The 15,103-nt window shown below is 37.9% G+C and carries 14 protein-coding genes; 7 read left to right on the top strand and 7 right to left on the bottom strand.

Annotated elements, in window-relative coordinates:
* The first annotated feature begins 135 nt into the window (after nt 1–135).
* Together QUE86_RS18715 and QUE86_RS18710 are read left to right on the top strand one after the other, a co-directional pair.
* The gene (locus QUE86_RS18715) at nt 136–1,035 is read left to right on the top strand and encodes a type 2 periplasmic-binding domain-containing protein (RefSeq protein ID WP_167657284.1); all 900 of its coding nucleotides are present in this window, start codon (nt 136–138) and stop codon (nt 1,033–1,035) included.
* A 40-nt stretch (nt 1,036–1,075) separates the two neighbouring features.
* A complete protein-coding gene (locus QUE86_RS18710) occupies nt 1,076–1,969 on the top strand; it encodes a hypothetical protein (protein ID WP_286260530.1) in 894 nt (297 codons plus the stop codon).
* 80 nt (nt 1,970–2,049) lie between these two features.
* Here the strand turns inward: QUE86_RS18710 and ushA are convergent, their stop codons facing one another.
* Nucleotides 2,050–3,657, bottom strand: coding sequence for a bifunctional UDP-sugar hydrolase/5'-nucleotidase UshA (gene ushA, locus QUE86_RS18705; protein ID WP_286260529.1), 1,608 nt, complete (start codon nt 3,655–3,657; stop codon nt 2,050–2,052).
* 75 nt (nt 3,658–3,732) lie between these two features.
* Nucleotides 3,733–3,930 (bottom strand): hypothetical protein, encoded by a 198-nt coding sequence (locus tag QUE86_RS18700; RefSeq protein WP_130052416.1) that lies wholly within the window; start codon nt 3,928–3,930, stop codon nt 3,733–3,735.
* Between the two features lie 247 nt (nt 3,931–4,177).
* Here QUE86_RS18700 and QUE86_RS18695 point away from each other — a divergent pair, with 247 nt between their 5' ends.
* Nucleotides 4,178–4,915 (top strand): peptidylprolyl isomerase, encoded by a 738-nt coding sequence (locus QUE86_RS18695; RefSeq protein ID WP_130052415.1) that lies wholly within the window; start codon nt 4,178–4,180, stop codon nt 4,913–4,915.
* Between the two features lie 324 nt (nt 4,916–5,239).
* Here QUE86_RS18695 and QUE86_RS18690 read toward each other — a convergent pair whose 3' ends face one another.
* A complete protein-coding gene (locus tag QUE86_RS18690; protein ID WP_286260528.1) occupies nt 5,240–5,653 on the bottom strand; it encodes an MAPEG family protein in 414 nt (137 codons plus the stop codon).
* 166 nt (nt 5,654–5,819) lie between these two features.
* Between QUE86_RS18690 and QUE86_RS18685 the strand changes: the two genes are divergently transcribed.
* The 3 genes from QUE86_RS18685 to QUE86_RS18675 all read left to right on the top strand — a co-directional run bounded on the left by QUE86_RS18685 (nt 5,820) and on the right by QUE86_RS18675 (nt 9,783).
* Nucleotides 5,820–8,705 carry an insulinase family protein gene (locus tag QUE86_RS18685; RefSeq protein WP_286260527.1) on the top strand — a complete coding sequence of 962 codons (2,886 nt, stop codon included), beginning with the start codon at nt 5,820–5,822 and terminating at the stop codon, nt 8,703–8,705.
* 178 nt (nt 8,706–8,883) lie between these two features.
* Nucleotides 8,884–9,288 carry an NUDIX hydrolase gene (locus QUE86_RS18680; RefSeq protein WP_130052411.1) on the top strand — a complete coding sequence of 135 codons (405 nt, stop codon included), beginning with the start codon at nt 8,884–8,886 and terminating at the stop codon, nt 9,286–9,288.
* A 3-nt stretch (nt 9,289–9,291) separates the two neighbouring features.
* The gene (locus QUE86_RS18675) at nt 9,292–9,783 is read left to right on the top strand and encodes a GNAT family N-acetyltransferase (protein ID WP_130052410.1); all 492 of its coding nucleotides are present in this window, start codon (nt 9,292–9,294) and stop codon (nt 9,781–9,783) included.
* On the opposite strand, the gene QUE86_RS18670 is transcribed toward QUE86_RS18675, so the two are convergent.
* From QUE86_RS18670 to QUE86_RS18660, 3 genes are read right to left on the bottom strand one after another with little or no spacing between them, the layout of a single operon-like run.
* Nucleotides 9,766–10,377 carry a PqiC family protein gene (locus tag QUE86_RS18670; protein ID WP_250662114.1) on the bottom strand — a complete coding sequence of 204 codons (612 nt, stop codon included), beginning with the start codon at nt 10,375–10,377 and terminating at the stop codon, nt 9,766–9,768. The genes QUE86_RS18675 and QUE86_RS18670 overlap by 18 nt on opposite strands.
* Nucleotides 10,377–12,032: an intermembrane transport protein PqiB gene (pqiB, locus tag QUE86_RS18665; RefSeq protein ID WP_130052408.1), complete on the bottom strand. Its 1,656-nt coding sequence runs from the start codon at nt 12,030–12,032 to the stop codon at nt 10,377–10,379. Before pqiB ends, QUE86_RS18670 begins: the two co-directional genes overlap by 1 nt.
* Nucleotides 12,029–13,267: a PqiA/YebS family transporter subunit gene (locus QUE86_RS18660; RefSeq protein WP_130052407.1), complete on the bottom strand. Its 1,239-nt coding sequence runs from the start codon at nt 13,265–13,267 to the stop codon at nt 12,029–12,031. The genes pqiB and QUE86_RS18660 overlap by 4 nt, the downstream gene beginning before the upstream one ends.
* Nucleotides 13,268–13,406: 139 nt before the next feature.
* Here QUE86_RS18660 and QUE86_RS18655 point away from each other — a divergent pair, with 139 nt between their 5' ends.
* Nucleotides 13,407–14,183 carry a substrate-binding periplasmic protein gene (locus tag QUE86_RS18655; protein WP_239977856.1) on the top strand — a complete coding sequence of 259 codons (777 nt, stop codon included), beginning with the start codon at nt 13,407–13,409 and terminating at the stop codon, nt 14,181–14,183.
* On the opposite strand, the gene QUE86_RS18650 is transcribed toward QUE86_RS18655, so the two are convergent.
* Nucleotides 14,172–14,972 carry an acyl-CoA thioesterase gene (locus QUE86_RS18650; RefSeq protein ID WP_130052406.1) on the bottom strand — a complete coding sequence of 267 codons (801 nt, stop codon included), beginning with the start codon at nt 14,970–14,972 and terminating at the stop codon, nt 14,172–14,174. The genes QUE86_RS18655 and QUE86_RS18650 overlap by 12 nt on opposite strands.
* Between the last annotated feature and the right edge of the window lie 131 nt (nt 14,973–15,103).

The following is a 15,103-nucleotide window of genomic DNA, read 5'->3' as shown; positions in this document are numbered from 1 at the left end:
CTCAATAAGATTCATAATTTCTTGTTCATATATCTTATATTTCAATGGGTTAATTTATTCAAGTAAAGTTACCTATTGCAATGAGTAAGAATAATTGTTCAAATAGAGACAACGGAGCGTTGTTGGCTATTAAAATTGAATTTAAGAACAATACTAATAAAAAAATCGTCGATTGTTACATTTTTGTTTCTATCATTGATTTTGTTTTTTTATATTGGAATTTTGCAGGGTAAACCGGCTGTTTCTGATATCAATGCATTTATTGAAACGTCTTTCCAATGTGATACCAAATCAGATGTTAATCTAAATGAGTTAGTTGTGTACTCATCTGGCAAAGTGCTGGCTGAGGACGTCGCTAAAACCTTATGTTCTGACGACACTATCAGTAAACAATATGGTAAGGTAACATCTTATTGGGGCTATAAAACCTCAGACACTATTGAGTTTTTAGGTAAAGGGATTGCTGATCTGATCCTTGCTAAAGAAAACTTAATTAACGCCTTTATGGCCGAGTCAACCTATAACTACCAAGCTGTTGTAGGGTTTCCTGATTACACAGCGTATTTAATTTCTAGTAAAGAAAAGCCAAGAATTGAAAAAAGCTACTTTTTAGATAAACGCATAGGTTTGCTTGACTATCCAACCAGCCGTTCAGGCCACATTTTGCCCAAACAATTATTTAAAAAACTGGATATAAACTTAGAAAACCTAAATATTAATTATGCTAGTTCGCATACGGAATTAAGAGAATTGCTTGCCAGTGGTAAAGTCGATTTAATTTCTTCTTATTGGCAAGACAGCGATCAACAACGCTTTTCTAAAAATTACATCACACCAATACGCGATAATATAAGCGGAAGTCGTTGGTATTTAAAAATGCAAGACGAGAACACGGATCTTTTATGTGCAGTTCAAGCACGCCTTACACAGTTGGCTCACAATCAGAATTCTCATTATTTTAATCATGTAGAGTCATTTTGGAGCTGTGATTCACAGCAGACAGCTAAACTAGGGGATAGCAATGCTACCAACTAGAATTAAACTTGCATATAGCGCAGTGTTTCTTACCTGTTGCATGGTATTTTTTGCTACTTTTATTGCTGCAAAAGCCTACCAGACAACAAGTAATGATGAATTGACCCTAGCTAAAGTTGAAAACCGTATTGCTCTTGACTTGAACCATTTAAATTTACCTGATGATTTTTTAAAGCATTCAGGTAGTAAAGATATGGTACTTAATTATATAGCACGACTTAATGCACAGCTGGCAGACTCAGGAGTGATGGTCTATTCGATCGAGGGTATAACGGATTACCCTGCGCGTGCTGACTTAATTACCAAGCAATTACATGCCCCACAAAAAACCTTATCGGTTAGCTTTGTTGTGACATCCTCTTTATTTTCTAAAAACGATATCGCAGTATTAATTCTTGTATGTTTAATTTCAGCGGCTTTAACTTACTTATTATTTATTAGTGAGCGTACTAAGATTCAAATAGCAAAACATGAACCGGAAATTGAGCTTCAAGCTGAAGAAAAGCCAAGATTAATAGTCGATCTGCAAAATAAAACCTTGGCAGCAAGTTGTGCTATTGATAAAACCGTTGCACTTGCTAATAAACCACTGTGCTTCTATCTAGCTTTGGTTGAGTTTTGTATAGAGCACCCGGATGTAGTGCTCAATCAGAATAAAGATGTTCCAGAAGAATTACTGACGCTTGCTAACAAGTATTTTTACCGGTTAGTCGAACTTGGGCATACTATTAGAAAGAGACCAAACTTTACTAACAGTTTAGAAAAAACCTTAAGTGAAATTCGAGCAGCCCTTGATGAAGTTTGGCAAGATCAGCTTGAGATAAAAGAAACCTATTATCCGCCAAAAGCCCATGGTGAAGGTTCGCGTTCTCGGTTACATCATTATGGATTGAAAACAATTGAGATTGCGGACATCGAGGTCATAGGTAAGTAATTTAATCTTATTGTAAACTAAAAAGGGAAGTCACTGACTTCCCTTTTAACATAGAGATATTATTTACAAGATGTTTATTGTTACTTAGGCGCGTAATCAGCCGCTTTAACAGGACTATTTTGTTCAAAGAAACGTTTTAGTGCCTGTGCATCCGTATCATCAGTGCTAACATAGCCTTCTTTATTTGTAAGAGTAGGGTAGCCATCACCGCCCGAGGCGTTATAGCTGTTAATACTCATACGATATGTTTTTGCCATATCAAGCGGTTTGCCGGCAATTTTAACATTAGATAATGTGTCGTCATCGCGCTTAAAGCTTAATTTATAGTATTGTAAGTAGGCACCAGAATCAGGTGGGAAAGAAGTGACAACCGACAAGTAATCGAATAACTCTTGGCCTGTCATATCAATATAAGTGATACGGTTTTTAAAAGGATGTACTTTTAAAATATCTTTATAACTGACATCGCCTGCTTGAATACTATCGCGAATACCGCCGCCGCTGATCAAGCCAAAGTCAGCTCCGACAGATTGCATTTGTGCTGCAATAATTACGCGAGCTAAGTTTACTTGCTCGTAGCGTACTTTGTTACGATCACCTTCTAGTTTTGCATCAACAGAACCTATCTTACCTGCAATTTGAGCTGCGCCTTTTTTCTGATAAACCGCGAGTACATCTTGTAATCCTTTGTTAGGTTCGATGTAATCAGCAGCAAGCTTTTTATTACCATTTTCATCATCGATATAAAGATTTACTGGGATCAGTTCGTAATTAAGCAGTGTTAATTCATCATTTTCTAATTTAAACTCGGCTTTACCAACATATTTACCCCATTCATGAGCTTGCATGATCCAAGTACCATTTTGTTGATCTGGCTTACAAGCTTTCCCAGGCATGAAGCTCTCGTCTGCCACATTGGCCTCTTTCATACAAACAGGCTCTTGTGAATGGCCGCCAACAATAATATCAAGCATGCCTTCGGGTAAGTTACGGGCCATTGTTACATCACCCGGCGCATTAATACCAAAGTTTGCATCAACATAGTGACCCATGTGTGTCACTGCAATCGTAATATCAGGGTTATATTTAGCTTTGATTTTAGGAACTAGATTGGCTGTTACTGTCACAGGCCCTTTAAAGTCAAGGCTACCAATATATTGCGGGTTACCGATTTTAGCTGTATCTGTTGTTGTTAAGCCGATGACTGCTATTTTAAGACCGTTTTTCTCAAAGATTTCGTAAGCTTGGTAGCGTGGCTCACCTGTTTTCTTATCAATAATGTTGGCTGATAAAAATGGAAAGTTTGACCACTGTTGCTGTTGTTCAAGTACAGTTAATGGATTATCAAACTCATGATTACCAATTGCCATGGCATCATAACCTATTAAAGACATACCCTTAAAATCTGGCTCTGCGTGTTGTAAGTCAGACTCTGGAATGCCTGTGTTGATATCGCCTCCAGAAAGAAGTAATACGGCATGTCCTTGTGCTTTAGCATCGGCTCTTAGTCGATCGATCAACGTTTTACGAGCTGCCATGCCATACTCGCCTTGTTCATTGTGCCAAAAGCGACCATGGTTATCATTAGTATGAAGCAGAGTTAAATATTGTACTGAATTTGTATTGTTAGAGGATGAGCTACACGCGGTTAAGGTAACCAGTAGCGATATTAGTAAAAAAAAGCGCATAATTGTTTGCCTGATTAAAGCAGTAGGTTAATTATGCGCATAGTTTAAACGACTTAAGTTTAAATTAAATGTCTTTTATAAACTTTTATTGTCATTTTCTATATTCAGTTGCCCTGTTGCGGCAAGTTGACGGCGTTGTAGTTCTTGTTCTGCATAGTGTGATTTCTGATGATTATTGCCTACCATCCAGTTTAAAAAACTAGCTGGTAACTTACTGTATGGCTCACCTTGGTGTAGGCCAAAATCGCATATCGCGTTCTCTTCATTCGCCATGGTTATTTCCTGTGTGTTCATTGTTGTCGTGCAAATACTAACAAACTCTGTCTATTTGATAAGACGATTTTGATTTAATGTTCAAACTTTTTATAACCAAAATGAATACATCGTGTGAATAAATGTAACTGAGTTGTAATTGCTTTGGCGTGTTTTGTGTAACTATTTTGTTTGCTATTTAAGCGCATATTATTTTTGTTTAAGCTTCAAGCAGTTTTATAATAAAAATTATCAGGAAAGATAAACAATGAAAAAACACTTACTTGCAACAGCACTATTAACAAGCTGTTTCTCTGCCAATGCTACAATTGTAGAAATGCAGACTGATCTTGGCAGTATTACTGTTCACCTTTATGACCAACATACGCCTGTTACCGTTGAAAACTTTTTAAATTATGTGGCTGACGGTAGCTATGATGGTACGGTAATCCACCGTTCAGTTGATAATTTTGTTTTACAAGGTGGTGGCTTTAAATTTGAAACTGATTTTACAGAAATTGAAACCAAAGACTCTATTATTAACGAGCCTGAACTATCAAATGTTAAAGGTACTATTGCAATGGCCAAAATTGGTGGCAATGCTAATAGTGCGACAAGTCAGTGGTTTTTTAACTTAAAAGATAACAGTGCTAATCTAGACCTGCAAAACGGCGGCTTTACAGTGTTTGGTGAAGTTACTGTAACAAGCATGGATGTTTTAGAACAAATTACATCTTTAGTCCACTGCGGCGAAATTCCTGTCGTAAATTTAAATGAAGATCAGTGCCCAACTACAACATCAGGTTTTAATGGTGAGAACTTATTTTATATAAATAGTGTCACTGTGGTTGATGATGATCCTAATTCTTCTGCTTCTTTATCACCAAAAGAAAATACATTAATTGATCAAGATAATTCATCTGATAACGGCGGAAGTAGTTCCGGTGGTAGTCTTGCGTGGATGTTATCTTTATTGGCCCTAGCAGGTTTTACTCGTCGTAAATAATTCCAACCAACAAAGTATACCCAAACCACCTCAAGATGCGAGTTTCAGTTGGAATTAAAAGCGATTTAGGCAAGGCATTGATTGCAAGTAATAGTGGTTCTATTGTTAAAATCAATAACGCAGTATAAATCGCTTTTAAACCAACCCTTTGGGCGCTTCACAGGCACTTACTCTCATCGTTGTTACTTCTTAAAAGGGGATGCCATTCTAGCAAAGTAACGCCTTGATATTAAGCTCCTGTGAAACGCTGAATTCTGCATCTTGAGGTGGCTTGGGTATATATAAGGCGCTAAAAAGCGCCTTATTTTTTGATGTTCCTGATTATTAGAAGATTCTTACTAAAATTAGAACCCACATTATTAGCATAATAAAGCTACTGACAACGAAACTATAATAGCGGGATTTTAAGGTATTTGATGTTAAGTGTATTACGCTATGAATAATTCTTAATGCAACATAGACCCATGCAAGTGCAACAAAAACAGTACCCACAGCATTTACTTGTAGGGCTGTTAAACACGCAATAAAAAACAGCACAGGCATTTCGAATTGATTAATAAAGTTACGATCTGCTACGCGAACGTTATCCCCAGCCTTTTCAAGTTCCATTGTTAAGAAGTCTTTCATTTCAATAGTTTTTAGTTTTGCTGCACGAAAACGACGTTTACCCATAATGTACATCACAGTAAAAGTCAGAAAGACCTGAGTGAACATTGCTACAATTAGCCACTTTTCCATAGCTCATCCTTTGTTATAGTTATTGCTATTAATCTTAACCGTAAGTACTGCATTTTCACAATGTGTTACAAAGTTTTGCTGTAACTTAGCTGAAAAGCATTGAATTGCGGCGCTCGAAAACACATGATAAATAAAAATTTATTCAATTTCTAATGGATACAAAATAATGAAAAAAATAATAGGACTTAGTGCAATCGCATTTGCAGTGCTAGCAGGTTGTTCTTCTACTTCTACCACAACGCCTCCTGCTGCTAATACTAACCTTATTCCTGATTCGTTGGTAATCAGTCCAAACGACACCCGCGAATATAAAACATTAAAACTCGATAACGAAATTGATGTAATTCTAATTTCAGATCCAAGTGCTGAGAAGTCAGCTGCTGCACTTAGTGTTGGTGTTGGTTTATTGCACGACCCTATGTCGCAACAAGGTATGGCTCATTATCTAGAGCACATGTTGTTCCTTGGTACAGATCGTTACCCAGACACTAAAGGTTACAGTGATTTTATGACTAAAAATGGTGGTGCACATAATGCTTACACCTGGTTAGATATCACAAACTACATGTTCAAAGTTAATAACGATGCCTACGACGAAGCACTTGACCGCTTTGCAGATTTCTTTAAATCACCAAAGCTTTACCCTGAATACACAGACAAAGAAAAAAATGCGGTAAACGCTGAGTGGTCAATGCGTCGTGAAATGGACTTTTTTGGTCAGTTTAAACTGGCACGTCAAATGATGGGCTCACATCCTGCAAACCGCTTCTTGATTGGTAACCTAGAAACCTTAGGGGATAAAGAAGGCAGCAATTTACATAAAGAAACCGTCGCTTTCTATAACAAATATTATTCATCGAACATTATGAAAGTGGCGATGATCTCAAATCGTCCACTGGCTGAAATGGAAGCAAAAGCTAAACAGTATTTTGCTGATATTGAAAATAAAAACATCGAAAAACCTACTGTGACTGATAAGTTAGACTTTTCTGTTGCTGGCGGAAAGCGTGTTTACTACTCACCAAATGAAGATGTAAAACAGCTACAGTTAGAGTTCACAATTGCAGATAACAGTTCACAATTTGCGGTAAAACCAAATCGTTTTGTTTCTTACCTTTTAAGTAACGAAATGCAAGGTAGTCCTGCACAAATTTTGCGTGATAAAGGCTGGGTATCACGTTTATCTGCTTCAGATGCACCAACACAATATGGTAACTACGGCAGCTTAACGGTTAATATTGAATTGACTGATGCTGGCATGCAAAACCGCGAAGAAATTGTCGCTATGGTTATGCAATACATTGCGCTTATTAAAGAGCAGGGGGTTGATAGCAAATACTTTAATGAAATTCGTACTTCTCTAAATAACGAATTTCAATTCCTCGAAAAAGGTGATGAGTTTGGTTATGTGAGTAACCTTACTGATAGCATGCAAAAGTTCCCTGTGAACAACGCAATAAACGCACCTTACTATTATGCTCAGTTTGATGCAGATGCGGTGCAAAATGTACTTTCGCAATTAAATGAAGATACTTTACGTATTTGGTATATTTCAAAGCAAGAAGAAACAGATTCACAGCTACATTTCTATGATGGTAAATATCGTATAGAAGACATCAGTGAAGCAGAAGTTGCAAGTTGGAACAAACCAAGCGAATACGCTTTAGCATTACCAACAGTAAACCGCTTATTACCAGAAAGCTTTGCAATTAAGACTGCTGAATTTAAACAACAAGCGCACCCTGAACTGGTATTTGATAAGCAAGGTGTTAAAGTTTGGCGTCAAGCTAGTCAGCAGTTTGCTGAGCAACCAAAAGGCCTTGTAGAAGTTTACATCAATACGCCAGATGCCCTTGTGAATGTAAAATCGCAAGTTCTTTACTCAATTTGGGCTGATCTTTATAACTTACAACAAAGTAAATTAAGTACAGAAGCAGCAGTTGCCGGTATGAGTTTAGGGTTACAACCAAGTAATGGCCTAGTGCTATCGCTAAGTGGCTTTACAGATAAGCAAGATGTGCTTCTAGCTCAGGCTCTTGAAAATCTAACGTTAGATGTGTCTGAAGAAGGCTTTGCACAAGCTATCGATCGTTTTAAGCGTGATTTACTAAATCAGCAAAAGCAGTTCCCTTTCTATCAAGCATTTGGTGAGTACTCGAAGCTTACTCGTAGCGGTAAATTTGATACTGAAACCTTGATTGCAGCGGCAGATGCGCTAACTCTTGCAGATTTTGCTGCTATCAAGCAATCAACTCTTGCTGCAAATGATTTACGCGTATTCACGTTTGGTAATTATAACCAAAATGACGTTGAATCTATTGCTAGTAAGCTAACAGCTATTCTGCCTAAAGGTCATAAAGCAACGGAGTTTGCCAGAAGCAAAGCATGGTTACCTCAACCTGGTGAGCGCATTGTGCTGCAAAAAGATATCGATGTAGCTGATGTGGCTATCATTGATATGGTTGTTCACCCAACTCCTGGCTATAAACAAAAAGCGCAAGCGCAAATCTTACAAAGTCACTTTAGAACCGTTGCGTTCGATAAGTTACGAACAGAAGAACAACTTGCTTATGCAGTTGGTGCTTTAGCTCGTCCTATTGAAGATTATTCTGCTTTAGGCCTTTATATCCAAACACCAGTGAAAGGCCCTAAAGAAATGCAAGCGCGTTTTGATGAGTTTAAGAAGCAATATGCTGTAGAGCTTGATAACATGACAGAAGAAACATTTGCACAACTTAAAAATGCAACTCTTGTGTCTTTAAAAGAGCAACCTAAGAACCTAAGTGATGAAATGTCACCGCTGATTTCTGATTGGTACCGTGAGAACTTTAAGTTTGATTCTAAGGAAAAGCTTATCGCCGAAGTTGAAAACGTAACCTTGGCAGATCTTAAAGACTACTACAAGAAAACCATGCTAAATGATCAAGCTCCGCGTTTGAACATTCAAATGCGTGGTAGTAAGTTTGCTGATAAACCATTCGCAGATCTTAAAAACCAAACTAAAGTCGACAGTTTAGAGACTTACTACAAAGGAATTAAATTCCAAAAGTAACTTAATAGTTGATAAACAAAAGCCCAAGCAATTGCTTGGGCTTTTCTTTTTTCGAAAAGTAAACTTAGGAGAAGTAACCCTGAATATAATTATAGTCAATAAGAATTTTTATTATGGGGATAATTACTTTACACTCATCAATTATGTCACATAGTTATTATAATTGAGCAAAGAGTTTATGGCTTTTTCAGATACTTACAGGCTCAGTAGTCATGCAGTTATCACCAATAGTCAAGGTCAGGTGTTGTTACTAAAAGCTAACTATGGTCAAAAAAGTTGGGGGCTACCTGGCGGAGCTTTAGATAAAGGCGAAACCATTCATCAAGCGCTACTGCGCGAATGCCAAGAAGAACTTAATTGCGACGTTGAAATAGGTTATTTAAGTGGTGTCTATTATCACACTGTGTTCAACTCACATGTGTTTATTTTTCGTGCTTATATGGATGATGATGCTGAGATAATGTTAAGCAATGAGCATACTGAATATCGTTATTTCCCTATTGATGAGCTTTCAACAGTTCAAAAAGAGCGAGTGCTTGATTGCCTTAATTTTACTCATGAAGTCGTCAGTAAGGTGTTTTAACAAGTGTTAGATATATATTTAAGGGCAGGGCATCCAGATGATGCCACCTTTATTGTTGAGCTATTAAATCAAGCAACATTTTTAGAGCATATCGGCAATAAAAATATAAATACTCCAGCACAAGCTGAACATTATATTCAACAAAACTTTGTTAACAGCCACCAGCAATTTGGGTTTGGTAGTTACATAGTATGTTTATCTGATGGTACACCTGTTGGCATGGTGGGTCTCTTTCAGCGAGATGCGTTAGCTATTCCTGATTTAGGATTTGCACTGCTAGCCAAATATGAAGGCAAGGGTATAACAACATCAGCTGCAAAGTTATTGCTGGCTAAAAAGCATGTATTAGAGTTTGGTATACTTACAGCAATCACCTCGCAAACAAATATTGGTTCGCAGAAAGTTTTACAAAAACTTGGTTTTGAGTATATCGGTGATGTCATCATTAACGAAGACAATCAGCCACTAAAACTTTTATTAAAGAGCAAGCTTTGAAATGTCGCTTGCTACTTGTTTGTTGACTTTAAGCCAAGAAGATTCAAGTGTGGCAACAAGTCCTTCGTAGTCACTCTCTTTTAAAGGCGTAAGCTCATTAAAATAGTTTACAGCTTTTAATTTTCGGCCCGTGTCTGGCGTTGTATAGTACAAGCGCCAAAGCCCAGCAATGTTGGCATTACCTTTCTCATCACCGTTAAAGTGATGTAGTTCAAATTCTAATTCATAAAAGCTTTGCTGATCTAAATCAGTAATTACAGGTAAACCTTTTATTACCATCCAATTATTAAGTTCAGTGTAAAGTTGTTGATGGGCACTTGCAGTTAACATTAAATCAGGTGATTCACTCCATAGGTGATAGTTAGCAGCGTTCACTCTGTTGTTATCTAATACCATAGCAATACCACGATTATTTAGCGCACCGCGTAATTGTACCGTGTTAATCCTGAGTTGAGCTTGAGTGTTCTCAGCTAAGCGTTGCATTGCAACTATTGGTTGCGAAAATTGATAATACTCAATAGTTGAAAACGAAGTTTGGCTGCAGGCCGATAGTAATAGCACTGATGCAATTGAAGCACAGAGTTTATAGTTCATTATTGTTTCCTCGGCGTTGGATCTGCTGGTAGCTCTTTATCAAAAATCAACATATTAGGTTGCTGGTTTAAGCCACGAGTGAGGGGTTGGAGCTCTTCACTTAAACGTTTAAATTCAGACAATGTTGTTTGCAACTGCTGGTGGAACGTTGAACCTTGCTCGTAGCTTGCCATGGTTTTTTCAAATTGTTTCATGGTTTTATCGAATTGTTGCATGCTCTTTGTCATTTCTGCAAAGTTGCGATTAATATCACCCGGTAAGTCTTGAGTATCTTGTTTATTTAGTAGCTCTCTCATGTCTTGAGCAAGTGCTTGATACTCGGCAAATGTGGTCTGCATTTGCGCTAAGCTATCTTCAATTTTAAGGTTATTAACTTTATTCAATACATCAGATACTTGGTCGGCTAATACTGTTATGCCGCTCGACACACTAGGGAATACTGTGTACTCAGCTATGGTCTTTAATTCGGCGGGTTCTGCGTTATCATATATGTCTAAGTCGACATACACAGCTCCGGTCAATAAATTACCTGGTTTCAGCGAGGCACGAAGGCCGCTCTTGATCCAGCCATCTAAACTTGAATGCCAAAACTCACGCGCTGCAGTGCTGTCGTGGTATAGGCGACCATATTCAATTTTTACAAGGGCAGGTACTGCGGTGTTATCGGTTCTAAAGTGCGCAGGTTTGCCATCTATGATTACACTTGCAGGTGCTTCGACCACACTACCGATGCGCATACCTCGGTATTCAACGGGGGCGCCTGGGCGTAAGCCACGAATTGATTGTTCAAAGTCTATTAAGTAATAGTCAAAATCATAAAAACGTTCCTCAAGAGCAGCTTTATAACTATTACTTAATGAAAAACTATGGCCATTACTGGCAACTTCACCGGGTGCTTGCTGTTCAGGAATACCAACTGAAATTCCCCCTTTTAGTAGTTTGCTTAATGAGCCAGTATTTACATTAATACCATCAGCCGACAGGTCTATTTCAATGCCTGAGTTAACCCAAAATATGGAATTTAAGGTGATCAAATTTTGATAAGGCTCCTTGATGAAAATACCATATTTCATCGCTTGGTTTTTCCAATCAAAGGTTGCTGTTTCTATTTGACCAATTTTATAATCTTTGAAGTAAATGCCAGTGCTGACATCAAGCACCTCTGCGTTATAGCTAAGCAGTGTAAAGCGTCCACCTTTAACATCTTTACCAATTAATGCTGGTTCATCCTGAAGTTCAAAACTCTCGGCAAGTCTTTTACTCTCTCCGGGTGCAAATTCTAAATACACCCCTGACAGTAAGGTACTCATTCCGCTTATACCGGTATCATCAATACGTGGTTTTACAACCCAAATTTTTGCATCATCTGTGAGTAGGTTGTCATAATGTTTATCAATTTGTGCACGTGCTATTACACTATTTTGTTTATCAGACAAACGTACATGGTCAATTTGGCCAATCTTCACGCTACGCACTTTTATTTCTGTCTTACCAGCCACAATCCCTTCTGCATGAGGCATTTTTATAAAGATGGTGGTGCCTTTATTCGCTTGATACTGGTACAACATCCATGCGCCAATTAATAAGGCAATAACTGGTATGATCCAGATTGCTGATATATTTGGCGCTGTTTTTATTTTAGCAGTTTCGCTCATGCCAAGGTCTCTTGTTTCGCAGTACTTAAATTATCTGGGTTATCCCACAATAAACGTGGATCAAATGCATGGGCTGCCAACATTTGGCAAATAACCATGGTAGTAAAAAAGATTGTGCCAATGCCAGGGGTGACCGACATTAGGTTTCCTAGTTGTACTAAGGCTACTAGAATCGCCACAACAAATACATCGATCATTGACCATTTGCCAATAAATTCAGTCAATTGATATATGCGTGTATAACTTTTTGTTTGCCTGTTTGCAGGCCTCATAACCATAAAACACAAAAAACTTAAAATAAGCGCTTTTGCTAGAGGGACAACTACACTCGCTAAAAAGATAATCATCGCGATGGGGTAAGATCCACTATTCCATAAAATCATAACCCCACCAATAATAGTCGATGGCATCTCATCGCCAAGACTCGTTGTATACATAATTGGGTAGACATTGGCTGGTATATAACAGGCGACTGAGGTAATTAACCAAGCTGCAGCTTTTTGCACACTAAATGGGTTACGGCTATATGTTTTAGAGTGGCAGCGTGAACAGGTTTTTGTTGCACATAGCTGTCCACATACATGACAAGCTCTTAAACCTTGATCAATTGCACGCATATTCGGTTGTGTTTGTTCTATATAGTCAGGCTCTTTTAGTTGGTGCCACAAAGAGTGTTTATTTAATTTTGCTGTAACCGCTACATAGCAAATTACAAAAGCACTGTAAGCCCAAAAGCTCACACCAAACTCGATATCGGCCATCGACATAATTTTGACCATGCTCACCATTACGCCTATTAAAAAAATTTCCGACATGATCCAAGGTTCTAACGCAAAGGTAATTTTTAATATTCTTTTTCCCCATTGGTATGGTAGCGCTTTTAGTAAACCTAAATGCAGAGGAATTATTAGTACCAATAAAAGTAGGGGCAGACCGATAATACTTGTGTCAATGAACAAACCTAAAAAGTCGTTGTCGTAATTAAAGAGTATTCGTGCGGCATCGGGTAAGGTGATTGTTTGGGTAATACCGCTACTTGTAAAAGATAGAAATGGATAAAACATACTACTAAAGAGCATAACGATAGCACTTAAACTCAGTGCGACAACCATGCTATCTTGATTAGCTTGCGACGCCGAAAGCTTTGTATTGCAATGTGGGCATAATGCCACTTGTTTTGCACTTAAGTGTGGGATCTCTATAACAAGATCGCAGCTAGGACAGGCTGTTTGCAAACTTATGGTCTCTTAAACAAGAACTTAGTTTAGTTTGCATCAAATAGTGTATAAATTCAAATGCACCTTTGTTCAATATAAGCTAATATTTGTACAAAGTGATTACGCTTTTTAATACAGTTAATTTTTAAGGTGAGCAGTGAAGCAATTATTTATCCTTTTAATGTTGTTTGTTAGTGTTAAAGGCGAGTGTTTATCAGAGCCAAATACGCAAAAGCCAATTATTGTTGCTGCAAGCTCCTCTTTACCTCCTTATGTTATTGAAGACACGAACAGCGGAATCCAACTCGAAATACTAAAAGCGGCTTTGAAATCTCAAGGTATTTCTAATATCGATATCCATTACATGTCGAATAAGCGTGCTGAGCAACAGCTAATGCATGGTAAGGTTGATATTGTACTTAACTTTCCTGATGCACTTACGACACGAGTCTATAAAAGTGACGAACTGCTGCGCTACCAAAATGTAGCGGTCAGCCTTGCTAATAAAGAGTTAAAAATTAACAGTATTTATGATTTAGCGGGAAAGAGTGTTTTGGCGTTTCAAAACGCAACCAATTTTATTGAAGCACCATTTAAATCGGTTACCAATATTTTACGCTCATACGAAGAAGTCGTTAATCAAGAAGCACAAGTTGATCACCTTATGAAAGGTTGGGTTGATGTTATTATTTTAGAGCGTCGAGTGTTTTTGTATTATTTTGAAAAATACAAACAAAGCGGTGAAGTAAAACCGTTTGTTGTGCATGCAATATTTAAAGAAGCACCAAGACCTGCGTATTTTCATAGTAAAACGTTAAAGAATGTCTTTAATTTAGGTCTTGATGAGATCATTGAGTCAGGCGAATATCAAGCTATTATTCGCCTTGATGGAACTGAATATGCCCAGCTTTTAAATTCTAAGTTACGCGAATAACGCAACGGTCTGGCGACTGAGAGCGATAAGTTTGCCATCTTCACTCCAAATACAGCCATCTTCTAGACCGTAGCCATCTTTACTATGATGTGTAATTGCTTCATAGCCAAGCCACCCGTTATGGGCAATGGCAGGTTCTTCTACAAATTCAATGTACCATGACATGCTACTCGCCGGTGCTGGTTGCTTATACATTTGCAACAGGGTGGGTGGCCATGCATCTGCTAACGCGATTATATGTGCCTCTTGCATCTGTTCTGGTATGTGCTTGAATTTCATCCAACCGCCTAAGTGAGACGTATCTGAGTTAGTAAATGGCATATTGCCTTGTTGTAAGCAAAGGGAAATATGTTGGAAGAAAGCTGGCATCTGCCCTTCTAAATAAGGAAGAACAAATTGCTCATTAACAGGAGTTAGTTGCATTGTTTTTGTAACATCAACCTTAACTCCTGATTGTCGCTGTGCGCCAAAACAGGCTTGAGTTATTACACAGACTTCACCACCCTGAATCACTTTTGCTAGTACTTGAGCGCTATTCTTTCCTTCACGTAATACGTCGACATCAATAGTAAAGTCAGTTTCGGCAAGAAGCGGTCCAACAAAATTAGTGCTTAATGAAAGTAGCCTACGAGAACTATCAATATGTTGACGAATTGCTTGGTAGAGTAGTGCTGCAGATAAGCCACCAAAGGCAGTTCTACCTTGGCACCAATTTTCTGGAAACTGCATCACTTTTGTGTTGTCTTTACCAAGCTCTGTTGCCATTGCGAGCAATTGTTCAAAATGCATAATTTTCCTTGTTATTTATCATACTTATTTTCTTATAGCATAGCTAAGCTCATCAGACCAGTTTGTTTGATTTTAAGAATGTATCTGAAAACTTATTTTTTTGAGGAAAAAATGCCCATTTAGAAAATATT

The organism is Pseudoalteromonas apostichopi (genome assembly GCF_030297135.1).
Taxonomy (GTDB): domain Bacteria; phylum Pseudomonadota; class Gammaproteobacteria; order Enterobacterales; family Alteromonadaceae; genus Pseudoalteromonas; species Pseudoalteromonas apostichopi.
This window is presented reverse-complemented; position numbering and strand designations above follow the sequence as displayed.